This is a genomic window from Paenibacillus thalictri (assembly GCF_004307995.1).
Taxonomy (GTDB): domain Bacteria; phylum Bacillota; class Bacilli; order Paenibacillales; family NBRC-103111; genus Paenibacillus_AF; species Paenibacillus_AF thalictri.
This window is the reverse complement of sequence record NZ_SIRE01000039.1, coordinates 1-15983: the sequence shown is the minus strand read 5'-3', so window position 1 is coordinate 15983 and position 15983 is coordinate 1. Positions and strand designations below refer to the sequence as shown.

The window sequence follows — 15983 nt, the reverse complement described above, 5'->3', positions numbered from 1 at the left end:
TGAGAGGAGGAACACACATGAACGTTCAAACGACGGAAAAGTCAAGGGAGCAGCTCCATGAAGAGCTGCGCAAGCCGGATGTCATTACAGGTTCGGAAATTTTGCTGAGAAGCTTGTTGCTGGAGGATGTGGATTGCGTCTTCGGTTATCCGGGCGGGGCTGTATTGTACATTTACGATGCGATGCATGGCAATCCCGATTTTAACCATTTGCTGACACGCCATGAACAAGGCGCTATTCATGCCGCCGACGGTTATGCCCGCTCCACAGGCAAAGTCGGAGTCTGTATCGCAACATCCGGACCGGGGGCGACGAATCTTGTCACAGGCATCGCCACGGCTTACATGGACTCCGTTCCTCTCGTCGTGATTACGGGCAACGTAGCGACCAGCGTGATCGGTACGGATGCGTTTCAAGAAGCGGATATTACGGGCATCACGATGCCGATTACGAAACATAGCTATTTGGTTCGCGACGTTAAGGATTTGTCCAGAGTTATTAAAGAAGCGTTCCATATCGCGAATACGGGCCGTAAAGGTCCGGTACTGATCGATATTCCCAAAGACGTGTCCAATGCGACATGCGAATTTCAATATCCAAACAGCGTAAGCCTCCGCGGCTACAACCCGACGGTGACGCCAAACAAGCTGCAAGTGGAGAAAATGATTCAAGCGATCGCTGAATCGGAGCGTCCGGTCATCATCGCCGGAGCCGGTGTTGTTGCGGCCGACGCTTCCCAGGAACTGCTCGAGTTCGTGGAGAAGGCGCGTATTCCGGTTGCTACGACCTTGCTGGGCCTTGGCGGTTTCCCGAGCTCGCATGAGCTGTGGATGGGCATGCCGGGCATGCACGGCACGTACACGGCCAACCATGCGCTGCAAAACTGCGATCTGCTGATCGGCATCGGCGCGCGGTTTGACGACCGCGTAACGATGAAGGTGGACGGTTTTGCGCCGAAAGCGAAAAAAATCGTTCACATCGACGTCGATCCGGCGGAAATCGGCAAAATCGTCGAAACGACCATCCCATGTGTGGGCGATGTCAAAACGGTGCTGCAGCTGGCCAACCAGAAGGTGCAGGCGGCGCAATCGGACGCGTGGATCGATTGGGTGAAGACGAACAAGCAGGAGCATCCGCTGCGGTATATCGATTCCGATACCGAGCTGAAGCCGCAATATGTTATTGAAATGATTAATGAAACGACCAAAGGCGAAGCGATCGTAACCACTGACGTAGGCCAACATCAGATGTGGGCTGCGCAGTATTATAAATTCAATCATCCGCGTTCCATCATTACTTCCGGCGGATTGGGCACGATGGGCTTCGGTTTCCCTTCGGCGATAGGCGCACAGATGGCGCATCCGGACCGGCTGGTCGTATCGATCAACGGTGACGGCGGCATGCAGATGTGCTCTCAGGAGCTTGCTATTTGCGCCATCAACAATATCCCGGTGAAAGTCGTTATCATCAACAACCAGGTGCTGGGCATGGTACGCCAGTGGCAGGAAATCATTTATGATAACCGCTACAGCCATATCGACCTCGCCGGCAGCCCGGATTTTGTGAAGCTGGCGGAAGCTTATGGAGTTAAAGGGCTGCGCGCCACAAACAAGGAAGAAGCGCAAAGAGCTTGGGCCGAAGCGCTGGAAACCCCGGGTCCGGTAGTTGTCGAGTTTGTCGTCCGCAAGGGAGAGAACGTATTCCCGATGGTTACGCAAGGCTCGACATTAGATCAATTGATATTGGGGGATTCCGAATGAGTACACAGCGGCATACCGTATCGGTTCTTGTAAACAACCAGCCCGGCGTTCTGCAGCGCGTTTCCGGCTTGTTCGGACGCCGCGGCTTCAATATTGACAGCATCACTGTTGGTGAATCCGAAGAGCCCGGCTTGTCCCGGATGGTTATCGTTACAACCGGCGACGACAAAACGCTCGAGCAAGTATCCAAGCAGCTGTATAAACTGATCGATGTCATCAAAGTGGTCGATCTCAGCTCCAACCCGATGGTTGCCCGCGAGCTTGCGCTTATCAAGGTAAGCGCGGAGCCAAGCGCCCGTCCGGAAATTCTCGGCATCGTCGAGACGTTCCGCGCCGCAGTGGTCGATATCGGTCCGAGCTCGCTGATCGTTCAGGTGGTTGGCGACTCCGAGAAAATCGACGCGATGGTGGAGCTGCTTAAGCCTTACGGCATCCGCGAGCTGTCGCGGACCGGCGTTACCGCAATGATTCGCGGTTCGAAATAATTATTTCATTAAATTCCCACGTGAGTGGGAGCTTAAACCGGCTATCCAATGTGTTTCCAATTCACTTCCCTTGATATATAATAAAATGGGACTTGCAGGCTCGTTTTTTTGGGGACAACGATGACAGGCCGCGCACCATAAGCAGCAGCATGCCGCCAGCCGATAGCAGGTTTAAGCGCCCGCTCACAGGGTTTAAATTAAAGGAGGACTTATACCCATGGCAGTAAAAATGTATTATGAAAAAGATGCAGACCTCAGCGTACTGAAAGGCAAAACGATTGCAATTATCGGTTACGGCAGCCAAGGCCATGCGCAAGCGCAAAACCTGCGCGACAGCGGTCTGAGCGTTATCGTAGGCCTTCGCCAAGGCAAATCTTTTGAACAAGCGAAAAACGACGGCTTTGAAGTGTTGTCCGTAGCAGACGCAGCTGCACGCGCAGACATCGTGCAAATCTTGATGCCGGACGAAACTCAAGCGAAAGTATACAATGAAGAAATCGCTCCTAACGTGAAAAAAGGCGCAGCGATCATGTTCTCCCACGGCTTTAACGTGCATTTCGGCCAAATCCAGCCGTCTGCTGACAAAGACGTTCTGCTCGTAGCTCCGAAATCCCCGGGTCACATGGTTCGCCGTGTATATGTTGAAGGCTTCGGCGTTCCTGGTTTGATCGCCGTTGAGCAAGATGCAACCGGACAAGCTACACAAATCGGTCTTGCTTACGCTAAAGGTATCGGCTGTACCCGTGCCGGCCTGATCGAAACCAGCTTCCGCGAAGAAACCGAAACCGACCTGTTCGGCGAGCAAGCCGTATTGTGCGGCGGCGCGTCTGCACTTGTTAAAGCAGGTTTTGAAACATTGGTTGAAGCTGGCTATGCTCCAGAAATGGCTTACTTCGAGTGCTTGCACGAGCTGAAGCTGATCGTTGACCTGATGTATGAAGGTGGCCTGGCTTCCATGCGCCACTCCATCTCCAACACAGCGGAATACGGCGACTACGTAACAGGACCTCGCATCGTAACCGAAGAAACGAAGAAAGAAATGAAACGTGTTCTTTCCGATATCCAACAAGGTAAATTCGCTCGCGACTTCATCTTGGAGAACCAATCGAACCGTGCGTTCCTGACAGCTACTCGCCGTGCTGAAGCTGAGCATCCGATCGAGCAAGTGGGCGGTCAATTGCGTGAATTGATGCACTGGATCAAGAAGTAATAGCGGGACACATAAATGAATCAAGAAGGCGGGTTTGCAGCCTGCCGGACAAGCCTTGAAACCGGCCTCACCGCCGGTTTTGAGCGCCAAAAAAGACAGTAGGGACAATTTGTCTCCGCTGTCTTTTTTCATATATCGGCCTGTCTGCTGCATGTCAATAGTAACTCCAAGCACGCGCAAGAACCATACCGGTAAAATCACTGTCGGGCTTTCTCCATACGAGGCCGCCTTGCTGCCAGGGTTACGGTTGCTGCACCTTGAAGCCCGCATACGCGGCGGCGCCGATCATACCCGCACGTCCGCCTAATTGTGCCGGCACCACTTTGCAGGCTTGGGATGATAATTGTAAGGCATGATGTTTAATGGTATCCCGCACAGGCTTCAGCAATCGTTCGCCTGCAGCCGACATCCCTCCGCCGATGATAACAATTTCCGGGTTCAAAAGGTTGACGACATTCGTAAGACCGAATCCGAGAATGGTGCCTGTTTCATGCAGCACCTCGATGGCTAATGCGTCTCCGAGGTCAAAAGCTTCCGAAATCATCAGGGCTGTAATTTGGGAGAAATCGCCTCCTACCCAAGTTCGGATGATGCTTTCCCGGCCGCTCTCCATTTTTTCTACCATAGTTCTGACCATGCCCACAGCAGACGCATACCTGCCCAAACAACCCGAGCTGCCGCATCGGCAAGGACGGCCGCCGTTTCTGTACATATTCATATGCCCGACTTCGCCGGCGCTTGCGGTTTTGCCGTAAAGGACCCTGCCGTCACTGACAATCCCCGAACCTAGCCCTGTCCCCAAGGTGATGAGGAACACGTTATTGTAGCCGGCCCCGGCGCCGTACAGCCATTCGCCGTACAAGTTGATGCGGACATCGTTGTCTATAAAAACGGGAATGTCAAAATCCTGCTTCATCATGTCAACGACATGAATGTTTTCCCATTCCGGAAAATTGGGCGAGAAAATGGATAGCCCCGTCTCCGGGTTCAATAAGCCGGGAATTCCCATCCCGATGCATTTTACGGATGATTGGCTTATGCCTTCCTGAGAAAGCATCTCTTGTACGATTTGCTTGATTTTATGCAAGACATGAGAGGGGCCCTTTGCCGCTTCCGTAGGATCACTTCGTTCCTGCACGGCCTGGAAAGCTTCATTAAAAAGTGCTGACTTGATATTGGTCCCGCCGAGGTCAACGCCAATCGTGCATCTGCTCATCTTTTCCCAACTTTCCTCATTGTTACATACAAGTATAGAAAAAATGACGGAGAAGTGAATACAGGAATGTCGCTTCTATATGGATGATTGTGCAGGTATGTAACGTAGAAGGCCGCCGGACATTTCTCCGGCGGCTACACACGTGGAGGCAGGATCATCGGCCTCGTTATTATAGACTGTAACGTTTTTAACGAGCTGCGGTCGAAAAATCGGCTTTGTATTTCTCCATAGCTGCGTTTAATCGTTCGATCGCGAGGACCATTTGGTCATGAGCGGAGTATGAAAAGTTCATTCGCATCGTGTTGTACATCGGATCGGAAGCGAAAAACGACGAACCCGGTACAAAAGCAACACCTTCTTTTACGGCATATTGCAGCAGATCTTCCGCTTTTGTTCCCTCCGGGAGCTTCACCCACACAAACATGCCGCCTTTAGGTTCAAGCCACGATACATTTTCCCATTGCTGCTGCTTCATAAGGGAGAGCATATGGTTTTTACGCTTTTCGTACTCATGGCGTACGGTGGCGATATGGCCGTATAAGTCGAAATGCTCAAATAGCTGGTGCAGCGCCTGCTGATCCATCGTGCTGGAATGCAGGTCGGCCGCCTGCTTGGCGCGAGTCATGCTGCTAATGACTTCCCGGTCCCCGATGGCCCAGCCGGTACGTAAGGCGGGAGCGACGATTTTGGAGAACGTGCTGGTGTAGACGACAGATGAGCCCTGCGGATGATCATCAAGCGAAAATAACGTTGGATAATGAGTGTCTTCGCCGAATTTCAGCTCGCCGTACGGATCGTCTTCGATAATTAGGACTTGATTGTTTTTACAGATTTCAAGAAACCCTTTGCGGCGTTCCAGGCTCCAAGCTTTACCGCCCGGATTGGAAAACGTAGGGATGACATAAGCCATTTTGGCTTGATATTGCTTGATTTTATGAGATAGATCGTCGAGATTCATGCCTTCGTCGTCACCCTCTACGGAAATAACACGGGCTCCGTTAGACTGGAACACTTGAATCGCGGCAAGATAGGTTGGTCTTTCTACAAGAATGACGTCGCCGGGATTGATGTACACGCGGGTCAGCAGGTCAATGGCCTGCTGTGAGCCTGTCGTGAGCAGCATGTTATCCGGCGTCACATGCATATGTTTTCGCGCCAAGTGATTGCACAAGCTCTCGCGAAGCGGCGTATACCCTTCGGTGAGGCCGTACTGCAGCACATGTTTGCCCTGGTCGAGCACACGATTGAAGGCATCGCGCACGGCTTCAAGCGGAAAATGCTCCTCGGCAGGGAGGCCGCCGGCCAGCGAGATAATGGCATCGCCTTGAGTCAATTTCAGTATTTCTCGGACGGCGGACGATTTAAAGCTGTTCATCTTGTCGGCAAATCGATAGTTCATCACAAACACTCCTTTAAAGCGTATTGGAAAACAAAAAAACCCGTCCCCAAAAGGGACGAGTTATTACCCGTGTTACCACCCTGATTCCGTCGTGAGCTGCATGCTGCAACCCAATACGGCACTCATCAGCGCATCCATCAATGCGCGGCCCTTATAACGGCGGACAAACCGGCGTCGCTTACTAAGGATAACCCGTTCGGCCAGCATCTCGGAGATGACTTTCGGTCAAATTCTTGTTCACCGGTTTTCAGCATCTCCGGCTCTCTGTTGGAACAAGCGGCATGACGTACTATTTCTCGTCGTTGAAGTTTGTAATATTAGTATCATCCTACTCCTTTGCTCCTAGTCATGTCAATGGCCAATAAGTGCAAGGGAGCGGGCTGGGTAATTGCGTTGTACAAATATCGCCGGGTTCGATACCGTCGACATAGTGGACTTGCAAGGATGTCGCTGGTAATTATTTGCTTTGACACATAAGCCGCTCGAGTTTATGATCGAACTGACAATTAAGGATACATTGGTATTGCAGCTGTATCGGGGCAACAAAAATGCTGTTAAGAGGTGGTCCATGCTGTTGAAAAGATTAATGAAAGCCATTACAGCGGGGAGTCTGTTCAAAAAGCTGATCACCTCTTACGTATGGCTTATCATCGTGCCCGTTGCATTGATAGGTTGGATGTCCTTCAAAGCATCAGAAGAAGTGCTGATGAACAAAATCAGCGAATCCAACAGGCAAACGATGAGCCAAATCGACCGAAACGTAAATACATTGCTGGACCAGGTCACAGCAGTCGTAAATATGATCAATTTGAATCCGAATCTGGAGCCTTATTTGTTGAAACAATATACGGACCCTTACCAAAAGCTGTTTGATAGGGCGGTCGTAGAGCAAAACACGATGCAGGTTTCCCTTGCCTTTGATTGGATGCAATTTGAGTCTTTCCTGATCGGCGGCAACGGCCTGATTTATTCGCAAAATGAGATCGACGAGACAAGAAACTCCGCCAGGCTGCTGCAGCTTCAAAAGGAACAAGCCATCCGGTCGGCTGCCGATCGGATCATGTGGAGCGGCGTGCAAGCAAGTTATATAAAAAATCAAGAACAGACAAATGTGTTTAATGCGGTGAAGTTATTATACAATCCATTTACGAACCGGGAATACGGGATATTTGTTCTAAGCGTCAAGGAAGACAGCCTGTATCGCATTTACCGGGACAGCATCGGACAAGAAGCGACATTTTTCATCCTGGACCGGGAAGGACGGTATGTTACTCATAGCAACAGAGAGCTTGTCGGCAAGCCGGCCGATCCCGGCATTGTAAGCGAACTGGTGTTTGGTAAAGAAGCGGCTGGAATCTCCACTTTATACGGAGAAAATACGCTGACTTCGATCAAGTATATCGAATCTCCGGGCTGGACGATGGTCATGCAGGTATCCGTCCATTCGCTTTTCAAAGAGGTAAGGGGTCTTTCCCGCAATATTTTATTGATGACCTTGAGTTTGGTTGTGGTTTCCATCGCCGCGGCGATTTGGATATCCAGAAGAATTGCCATGCCTTTGGTCAGATTAAACCAGCGGATTCAAGCTTACCGGTTGACCGGCGGAGCGGCTCAAGATAACAAGGAGCTTCGCGAAGTCAACGAGCTTGTTATATTAACTACGGAATATGAGCAGATGGTGATGAAGCTGGAGCATACCATCTATGAATTGGTACGTTATCAGGAAGGCAAACGGGCGGCGGAATGGAACGCTTTACAGGCGCAAATTAATCCGCATTTTTTATACAATACGTTAAATTCGATTAAGTGTCTTGTTTGGGTAGGCAAAACGGAGTTTATTGAACCTACCATTAACGCGCTCGTTCAATTGCTGCAAATGACGGTTCAGCGCAGCGAAGACGAAATCACGCTGCGGGACGAGTATGTCTGTCTTAAGCATTATGTGTATATTCAAGAAATCCGCTTATCCAGAAAAATTACGTTACGAACCTATGTGGATGAGGACATATGGTCCTGCGGGCTGCCGAAGCTTCTGCTGCAGCCGATCGTCGAAAATGCGATCTTTCACGGTATCGAACGGAAGCCCGAAGAAGAAGAGGCGGTCATCTCGTTATATGCTGCCGTTTATTTGGACGATGTGCGGATTGAAATTTCGGATAACGGCATCGGTATGAATATGGCACAATCGGGCGAATGGAAAGCGGAGGACGCGCAAAAACCAAAACACCGGTTTAGCGGGATCGGTATGAAAAATGTGCACGAACGGCTGCAAATGAATTACGGCAGCCGCTACGGGCTTACTGTCCATTCGACTCCGCGGCAAGGAACGACCGTGACCTTAATCGTTCCCAAACGAGTTCTCGAGTAATAAAGGGAGGGGCCATCGTTGATCAAACTGCTCATCGTCGATGACGAGAAACTTCTGAGAAAAGGCTTTATTCACATGACGGATTGGCCGGAACATGGCTATTGTATCGCAGGGGAAGCGGGTAACGGCGAGGAAGCGCTGCAGTTAATCGAAACGCTACGGCCCGATGTTGTCGTGACCGATATTAAGATGCCCGGCATGGACGGAATCGAGCTGATTCAGATCATCAAATCGGCTTATCCGCATATTGAAGTGATCGTGCTCAGCAGTTACAGCGATTTTCCTTATGTCAAAGAATCGCTTCAATTAGGGGCTGCCGATTACATTCTGAAGGCGAGTATGAGTTTTGACGAAGTGTTGTGCGCCTTGGGCAAAGTGACCGGCCAACCCGGCGGAAACCCGGTTCACCGCAGGCCGCTGACACCGGAGAAGGGACAAGCTGCAGAGCGCAGCGATCTGTTTTACCCCGACAACATAAGCCGCTATAAAGAGCTTTTGTCCGAAGGGCAGGAGACCCGAACGCTGTCGACCGACAGGTGGCTGTGGAAAGAAATTCGTCCCTACATCGAAGGCGGCGATTTGGACGGATTGTACCGCGGCATTTGCGGCGCAGTCGTCGAGCAAATTGAAAATGGCCGGCCCCCGGAACCGTATGGGCTGAAAAAAAGCTTGGTAGAGCTAGGTTATATGATTATTCACAAGCTGGATGAATCAGGAGTGAATCCTCATGAATTGCAAAGGGACAAGGTTGCATTGTTTCGGCAAATCGAATCCGCTTTTACGTTTGACACCTGTATGGATTCGTTTAAAGCAATGTTTTCGGCGATTCATCAATTTCTTGCAGCTAATGTATATCCGATGAATAAATACAGTCCGACCATTAAATTGGTTGTTGCTTATTTGCATGAGAACTATGCGCAGCCGGAGCTTTCGTTAAGCGATGTTGCGCGCAGGTATCATATGAATAAAAGTTATTTAAGCCAGCTATTCAAGCAGCAGGTCGGGGAAAATTTCCAAAGCTATGTTACCCGAATCAGACTTGATCAAGCGAAGCAGCGCTTAAGGCGCAACGAACCGGTCAACGAGGTATGTTTTGCCGTCGGGATCGATAATGTAAGTTATTTCAGTCAGCTTTTCAAACGGTGGATGGGCGTTTCGCCAAGCGATTATGCGAAAGAACTCATAGATTGAATTTCGGGAGAGCCGTTGTCGTGACAGCGGCTTCTTTCGTTGAATCCAAATATTGTGACAGTAATCCAAATAAATATAAAGCCGGCTCTGTAAATCATAAATGGATGAATAATAATCCTGAACGGAATGAATGTACCGGATATCGATCGTTTATTACAATTATCTATGAAAACGGTTGCGATTTTTACATTTTTGATAGGGGGATTCAAAATGTATAAAACAAAAATAATTTCCACTGTAGTGGCGACAGGTTTGCTGGCCGGCGTGCTGGCCGGTTGCGCCAAACCGTCCGAATCCGCACAGCCGAATTCCGGCGAAAAGCCTACGGAGAAAGCGCCGGTAACGCTAACGTTTTGGTTTCCGGGGGCGGATAAAGTCAACGATGAGTACTTTACCAATGTGGCGAAAGAATTCGAGAAATTGCACCCGAATATTAAGATTGAAACAACCGTGCTCCCGGCAAACTCGGCGGATGTGGATACAAAGCTGAACGCCGCCAAGCTGAGCGGCACGTTCCCGGACGTGCTTTCCGCTTATTTGATTTTTATGGGAACACGGGGAACAAAAGGCGAGTTCGCTCCGTTAGACGATTACATCAAGAAATGGGACGAAAAAGACGATATGTTTGAAAGCGCCTTATCGATTGGCAAGGTGAAAGATAAGACGTTTGGACTCGGCTTTTACCCCGCTCCGGAAATATTGACTTACAGAAAAGATTACTTCAAGGAGGCGGGACTTGATCCGGAGAAACCGCCGGCCACTTGGGAAGAACTTGCGCAGTACGCCGAAAAACTGACCAAACGCGATGCCAACGGCAACGTAACCCGTGCGGGCTTCGATATTCCGGGAACCAGCGCCAGCGTATTTTTTGAACCTTTCATGCGGCAAAACGGATCAAAAGTCATTGACGAGGAAAAGGAAGCTCCAGCATTCAGCGATGCGAAATCGGCGGAAGCGCTTGATTTTCTTGTTGGCCTTGCGAACAAAAAGGTCAATACTCCTTTCGATTACCAGAAGAAAGACACGTTCCCTTTCATTAGCGGAAAATCGGCGATGTCTTTCCTGCAAACGACGATGATCAGCAACTTGCTGAATAACAATCCGGAGCTCAAGGATAATCTGGGTTTTGTTCCGGTGCTGAAGCGCGAAAATAAAGTTGCCTTTAACGGATATCGCCTGTTCACGATTGGAGCGAACAGCAAACATAAAGACGAGTCGTGGGAATTTATCCAATTTATGATGTCCAAAGAGCAGATGTGGAAACGTTACAAAGATTTGAAAATACCGGTTTTAAGAAAATCGATGGAACAGCAGTTCATGGATGAAGATCCGAAGTTCAACGGAGTTCTTCTGGATTATGTCAAAAGCGGCAAGGGCAAACCGATTATTCCTTGGACTTCCTTATACGACAAATACATTCATTTGGCATACGAAGAAGCGTTGAGCGGTAAGAAGTCGGCGGCGCAAGCATTAAAAGACGCCCAGGATAATCTGGAGAAAGAGATCAAGACGTTAACGAAGTAGCCGTAAGGAGGTACTGGCCCCATGACTGGATATACAGCGGAAACCAAATTAGCGGCGGGCCGGAAAAAAAGGGCGGTCAGATTGGCGGAAGACAGGGTCGGCTATGTGCTGATCGCCCCCTTTTATCTTTTCTTGCTCGTGTTTGTTTTGATCCCCATTATCGTTAATTTGTATTTAAGTTTTACCAACTACGATTTGACCAATGCGGATTGGGTAGGCTTGAAAAATTATCGGGTTTTGATTTCGGATACTTTTTTCCATATCGCTTTGAAAAATACGTTTGTCTATACTTTCTTCACCTTGTTGTTTACGATGGGACTCGGATTAGCGCTGGCTCTTGTATTAAACCGCAAGCTGCCGGGTCTTTCTTTTTTGCGTATGGGCTTTTTTATGCCGCATATTACATCCATGGTCGCGGTATCGATGATCTGGCTGTGGATTTATGAGCCGTCCCATGGACTGGCCAATTTGTTTCTGAATGCGCTTGGCCTCCAAAATATTCAGTGGCTTTTCGACGAGTCGTGGGCGATGCCGTCCGTCATTTTGATGAGCGTATGGAAATTCGCGGGGTACAACATGGTCATTTATTTAGCCGGGCTGCAAAGCATACCAAGAGATTTGTACGAAGCGGCTTCCGTAGACGGAGCCGGTCCGTCCCGGCAATTTTTTGCGATCACGCTGCCGATGCTGGCTCCGGTTACGTTTTTCCTGTTCATCACGGGGTTGATCAATAACTTTAACGTATTTGAGCAAATTCAGATTCTGACGGGCGGCGGGCCGATGAATTCGACGACCACCCTGGTGCACCAAATATACAATCGGGCGTTCAACGACTTTCAGATGGGGTACGCCGCTGCGCTTTCCATGATTTTGCTGGCGATTATCGCGATTATTACGATCGCCAATTTCAAATACGGCAACAACAACCATGAATAATTTATGTGAAGAGTGGAAGGAGTCGCCATGGAACGTACCAAATATCGCATCCCCTTGTCGGCGCTGATGTTCATTTTATCGCTGGTCATGCTTGTTCCATTCGGGCTGATGGTGCTTACTTCTTTGAAAACGATGGGAGAAATACAAGCGTCCCAATTCATTTTCATTCCGGAACACATCTCCTTGACCAATTATGTTCAGGCGATGCAGCGGGGAGATTGGAGCCGGTACTTTTTTAATTCGTTTTTTGTGACGGCCATTACGGTTATCGTCAGCTTGCTGATCAACTCGATAGCCGGCTACAGCTTTGCCAGACTTCATTTTAAGGGAAGGGACCTGTTGTTTCTGATCTCGCTGATCGGTCTGATGATTCCCCCGCAAGTGACGATGATTCCCGTGTTTCTGATCCTGAAGCATGTGCCGTTAGCGGGAGGGAACGATTGGCTGGGAGAAGGCGGGTTAGGCTGGATCAACTCCTACATGGGGCTGATCGCGCCTTATGTGGCCGGATCGTTCGGGGTGTTTCTGTTCCGCCAGTTTTATTTGAACTTCCCTAAAGATTTGGACGATGCGGCAAAAATGGACGGTTTGACCGCGGTGAAGACGTATTGGCATATTTATGTGCCGCTCAGCAAACCGATCTTTGCTACGCTGGTTGCGCTTAAGGCCACCCAATCATGGAATGAATACACCTGGCCGCTGATTGTAACAAACAGCGAAACGATGAGAACGGTGCAGCTCGCTTTGACCTTGTTCCGCGACGAAACCCAGGTGCAGTGGAACTTTCTGATGGCGGCGACAACGCTGATCGTGCTTCCGCTTATGATCGTGTTCCTGTTTGCCCAGAAGCATTTTATCGAAGGCATCGTTACATCGGGAATTAAAGGATAGAGCTACTACAACCGCGAGGTGAAGCATGAAGGCAATTGTCATTTTATTGGATTCGGTGAACAGGCACTTTCTCGGATTGTACGGACAGGCGCTGGCGCATACCCCCAATATAGACAGGCTGGCGAAAAAGTCGGTTATTTTCGACAATCATTGGGCAGGTTCGCTGCCTTGCATGCCTGCGCGCAGGGACTTGTTTACGGGACGGCTGAATTTTCTTGAACGAAACTGGGGACCGATGGAGCCGTTTGATCATTCGTTAGGCGAAGCGCTTAGGGAACATGGCGTTTATTCGCATATGGTTACGGACCATTACCATTATTTCCGAACCGGCGGAGAAAATTATGTGCAGCAGTTCGATACGTATGCTTTCGTAAGAGGGCAAGAGCTTGATCCGTGGGTATCCAAGGTGAGCAGGCCGGAGAGTGCGGCCGCTTTCATTGGGAAGCGCCACCCGCAGTATGAGTTGAACCGAACGGCCTTTCACAGCGAGGCAGATTTCCCTTCTCCAAAAACATTAAAGCAAGCGGCCGAATGGCTGGAGTCCAACAAAGACGAGGATCGTTTCTTGTTGTGGGCCGAAGCGTTTGATCCTCACGAGCCGTTTGATTTGCCGCAGGAACGGTTGCATCCGATTTTGCATTCGTACAGCGGGCCCGAGTATATGTGGCCGGAATACGGGGTTGTCGATGTGCCCGATCAGGCGCTGGCTCATATACGCAGCAGATATTCGGCCCTGCTGGAAATGGCGGATCATTGGGTAGGCAAGCTGCTTGATGTGCTGGACCGCCATAACTTGTGGGAAGATACGACGGTGATCTTCACCTCGGACCACGGGTACTTGCTGGGAGAGCATTCCTTTTTCGCCAAAAATTATATGCCGGTGTATAATGAAATCGCACGGTTGCCGCTGACTGTGCATTTACCCGGAGGCGCGCATGCGGGAACACGCATTCAGGCGTTAACCCAGTCGGTCGATCTGTATCCGACACTGCTTGAAAGCTTTGGCATCGACCCGCAGCGGTCGTGCCGGAACCGATTGCACGGCAAGTCGCTGCTGCCGCTGATCAATGGACAATCCGACAAGCTGCGGGATGAGCTAATTTACGGATATTTCGGTAAAAACGTTAACATTACCGATGGGCAGTGGGTTTATTTCCGATCCGCCGGCGAAGCGGACAATCGGCCTTTGCACGTATACACCGCGATGCCGACAACGCTCGGACACGCCTTAGGCCCTTCCCATATCGAAGATTTGAAGGCGATTGAAGCGGGGGCGTTTTTATCGTGGACGGAATATCCCGTTTACCGGATTCCCGGCCATGTCATCCGCACGAACGACCGGACGCAATCGTTCCTGCACACCGGCGATTTGATTAAAGCACACCGGCTTTTTGATCTTTCCGCAGATCCTTGTCAAAACAATCAACTGTTTGATGAAGATGCGGAGAAGCAAATGATATACAAGTTGATAAGCTGCATGCATCGGCATGATGCGCCAGAGGAGCAATTTGCCCGTCTTGGGCTGCAAGCCCGTTTGTAAAAGGAGGTTTCCCATGAACATCGTATATTTGCATACCCACGATACGGGCCGTTATATCCAGCCTTATGGATTTGCCGTCCCTACGCCGAACCTTATGCAATTGGCCGGGGAGGGGCTTCTGTTCAGACATGCTTATTGCGCGGGACCTACCTGTTCTCCGAGCAGGGCGGCCTTACTGACGGGTATGGCCGCTCATTCCGCGGGCATGCTTGGGCTTGCGCATCGGGGAGCGCAGATGGACGATTACAGCCGGCATCTGGCTTCATTTTTGAGCCGGAACGGATATAACACCGCCTTAAGCGGTATTCAGCACGAAGCGCCTGAGGCGGAAATGATCGGATATGACAACATTTTGGGAAATCCGGATTTTGATATGAGCGTATTCGATTTTGATTCGGTCGGCTGGGATCTTCATAATGCCAAAGCGGCAGCGGAGTATATTCAGGAGAAAAAAAGCAAACCTTTTTTCCTGTCATTCGGAATGTTTAATACGCATTTGAATTTTCCGCAAGCCGATCCCGAAATCAATCCGGCTTATTTAATGCCGCCGCCGCTTTTCCATGACAATCGGGCAAACCGCGAGCAATGGGCCGCGTATTTGACATCGGCGAAAGCCGCCGACCAATGTATTGGCATCGTGCTTGAGGCAATCAAGGATGCCAACATCGAAGACGAAACGCTTGTTATCTATACAACTGATCATGGCTTGCCTTTTCCGAGAATGAAATGCAGCTTGTTTGACACCGGTATCGGGGTCTCGCTGATTATACGCACGCCGCAGCGGCATGGAAAAGGAGAAGCGGTTGACGCGCTGGTCTCCCATATGGATCTGTTTCCCACCATTTGCGAATTAGCCGGATTAAGCAAACCGGACTGGCTGCAAGGACACTCATTGCTGCCTATATTGGAGAAAAAGGCGGATTCCGTCCGCGAGGCCGTATTTGCGGAAATCAACCATCATGTGGAATACGAGCCGATGCGTTGTGTGAGAACGGAGAGGTACAAGTACATCCGCAATTACGGAGAGACGGCGTATTTAATGCCAAACGTAGACGCAAGCGAGTACCGTTCATTCGTGGGGGAGCATGGCTTTTTCCATGGCGAAAAACCGCAGGAAATGCTGTTTGATTTATACCTGGACCCGATGGAAAAAGTAAATCTTGCGCATGAGGACAAGTACCGGGAAACGAAGTTGCAAATGGAGCAGAAATTGGGGAACTGGATGCAGGCTACAGGGGACCCGTTGCTCAGCGGAGCGGTACCGATCCGAAGAATACCGCAAAGCGGTTAATCAAGGTGTATAATAAAAAAAGGCCATTCAGAAGATAGAAAAATCTAAACTGGCCCCCATGTCAAGGACACTTAAAAAAAAGAGTAATGTTGAGTATTTAAGAAGCGGACAATAGGTGATTCCTGTATTGAACAGGGGTCATCTTTTTTAATCCCCATTGATATCTGTGGTT

The 15983-nt window shown here is 49.9% G+C and carries 12 protein-coding genes and 1 other annotated feature; of the genes, 10 read left to right on the top strand and 2 right to left on the bottom strand.

The window, feature by feature from the left end; genetic code table 11:
• Positions 1–17 precede the first annotated feature (17 nt).
• The 3 genes from ilvB to ilvC all read left to right on the top strand — a co-directional run bounded on the left by ilvB (position 18) and on the right by ilvC (position 3455).
• Positions 18–1760 (top strand): biosynthetic-type acetolactate synthase large subunit, encoded by a 1743-nt coding sequence (gene ilvB, locus EYB31_RS36215; RefSeq protein WP_131018445.1) that lies wholly within the window; start codon positions 18–20, stop codon positions 1758–1760.
• Positions 1757–2245: an acetolactate synthase small subunit gene (ilvN, locus tag EYB31_RS36210; RefSeq protein ID WP_131018444.1), complete on the top strand. Its 489-nt coding sequence runs from the start codon at positions 1757–1759 to the stop codon at positions 2243–2245. Before ilvB ends, ilvN begins: the two co-directional genes overlap by 4 nt.
• 217 nt (positions 2246–2462) lie before the next feature.
• Positions 2463–3455 (top strand): ketol-acid reductoisomerase, encoded by a 993-nt coding sequence (gene ilvC / locus EYB31_RS36205; protein ID WP_131018443.1) that lies wholly within the window; start codon positions 2463–2465, stop codon positions 3453–3455.
• 241 nt (positions 3456–3696) lie between these two features.
• On the opposite strand, the gene EYB31_RS36200 is transcribed toward ilvC, so the two are convergent.
• Complete coding sequence (locus tag EYB31_RS36200) at positions 3697–4671, bottom strand: ROK family protein (protein WP_131018442.1); 975 nt, start codon at positions 4669–4671, stop codon at positions 3697–3699.
• 187 nt (positions 4672–4858) lie between these two features.
• A complete protein-coding gene (locus tag EYB31_RS36195) occupies positions 4859–6070 on the bottom strand; it encodes an aminotransferase-like domain-containing protein (RefSeq protein ID WP_131018441.1) in 1212 nt (403 codons plus the stop codon).
• Positions 6071–6118: 48 nt separating this feature from the next.
• Positions 6119–6382: a binding site (T-box leader), on the bottom strand.
• 262 nt (positions 6383–6644) lie between these two features.
• Between EYB31_RS36195 and EYB31_RS36190 the strand changes: the two genes are divergently transcribed.
• The 7 genes from EYB31_RS36190 (at position 6645) to EYB31_RS36160 (ending at position 15811) form a co-directional block, all read left to right on the top strand.
• Positions 6645–8438 carry a cache domain-containing sensor histidine kinase gene (locus tag EYB31_RS36190; protein ID WP_165452802.1) on the top strand — a complete coding sequence of 598 codons (1794 nt, stop codon included), beginning with the start codon at positions 6645–6647 and terminating at the stop codon, positions 8436–8438.
• An 18-nt stretch (positions 8439–8456) separates the two neighbouring features.
• Positions 8457–9629 carry a response regulator gene (locus tag EYB31_RS36185; protein WP_131018439.1) on the top strand — a complete coding sequence of 391 codons (1173 nt, stop codon included), beginning with the start codon at positions 8457–8459 and terminating at the stop codon, positions 9627–9629.
• A gap of 210 nt (positions 9630–9839) precedes the next feature.
• The gene (locus tag EYB31_RS36180) at positions 9840–11153 is read left to right on the top strand and encodes an ABC transporter substrate-binding protein (protein ID WP_165452801.1); all 1314 of its coding nucleotides are present in this window, start codon (positions 9840–9842) and stop codon (positions 11151–11153) included.
• Between the two features lie 21 nt (positions 11154–11174).
• A complete protein-coding gene (locus EYB31_RS36175; RefSeq protein WP_131018437.1) occupies positions 11175–12089 on the top strand; it encodes a carbohydrate ABC transporter permease in 915 nt (304 codons plus the stop codon).
• A gap of 27 nt (positions 12090–12116) precedes the next feature.
• Positions 12117–12980: a carbohydrate ABC transporter permease gene (locus tag EYB31_RS36170; RefSeq protein WP_131018436.1), complete on the top strand. Its 864-nt coding sequence runs from the start codon at positions 12117–12119 to the stop codon at positions 12978–12980.
• Between the two features lie 25 nt (positions 12981–13005).
• Positions 13006–14520, top strand: a complete 1515-nt coding sequence (locus EYB31_RS36165) for a sulfatase (protein ID WP_131018435.1) — start codon at positions 13006–13008, stop codon at positions 14518–14520.
• 13 nt (positions 14521–14533) lie between these two features.
• The gene (locus tag EYB31_RS36160) at positions 14534–15811 is read left to right on the top strand and encodes a sulfatase family protein (protein ID WP_165452800.1); all 1278 of its coding nucleotides are present in this window, start codon (positions 14534–14536) and stop codon (positions 15809–15811) included.
• The last annotated feature ends 172 nt before the right edge of the window (positions 15812–15983 follow it).

What these genes read in the sequence shown, in the direction of transcription:
- EYB31_RS36170 (WP_131018436.1), top strand. Translation starts at nt 12,117, where the DNA reads ATGGAACGTACCAAATATCGCATCCCCTTGTCGGCGCTGATGTTCATT.
- ilvN (WP_131018444.1), top strand. Translation starts at nt 1,757, where the DNA reads ATGAGTACACAGCGGCATACCGTATCGGTTCTTGTAAACAACCAGCCC.
- EYB31_RS36195 (WP_131018441.1), bottom strand. Translation starts at nt 6,070, where the DNA reads ATGAACTATCGATTTGCCGACAAGATGAACAGCTTTAAATCGTCCGCC.
- EYB31_RS36160 (WP_165452800.1), top strand. Translation starts at nt 14,534, where the DNA reads ATGAACATCGTATATTTGCATACCCACGATACGGGCCGTTATATCCAG.
- ilvB (WP_131018445.1), top strand. Translation starts at nt 18, where the DNA reads ATGAACGTTCAAACGACGGAAAAGTCAAGGGAGCAGCTCCATGAAGAG.
- EYB31_RS36165 (WP_131018435.1), top strand. Translation starts at nt 13,006, where the DNA reads ATGAAGGCAATTGTCATTTTATTGGATTCGGTGAACAGGCACTTTCTC.
- EYB31_RS36175 (WP_131018437.1), top strand. Translation starts at nt 11,175, where the DNA reads ATGACTGGATATACAGCGGAAACCAAATTAGCGGCGGGCCGGAAAAAA.
- EYB31_RS36200 (WP_131018442.1), bottom strand. Translation starts at nt 4,671, where the DNA reads ATGAGCAGATGCACGATTGGCGTTGACCTCGGCGGGACCAATATCAAG.
- ilvC (WP_131018443.1), top strand. Translation starts at nt 2,463, where the DNA reads ATGGCAGTAAAAATGTATTATGAAAAAGATGCAGACCTCAGCGTACTG.
- EYB31_RS36180 (WP_165452801.1), top strand. Translation starts at nt 9,840, where the DNA reads ATGTATAAAACAAAAATAATTTCCACTGTAGTGGCGACAGGTTTGCTG.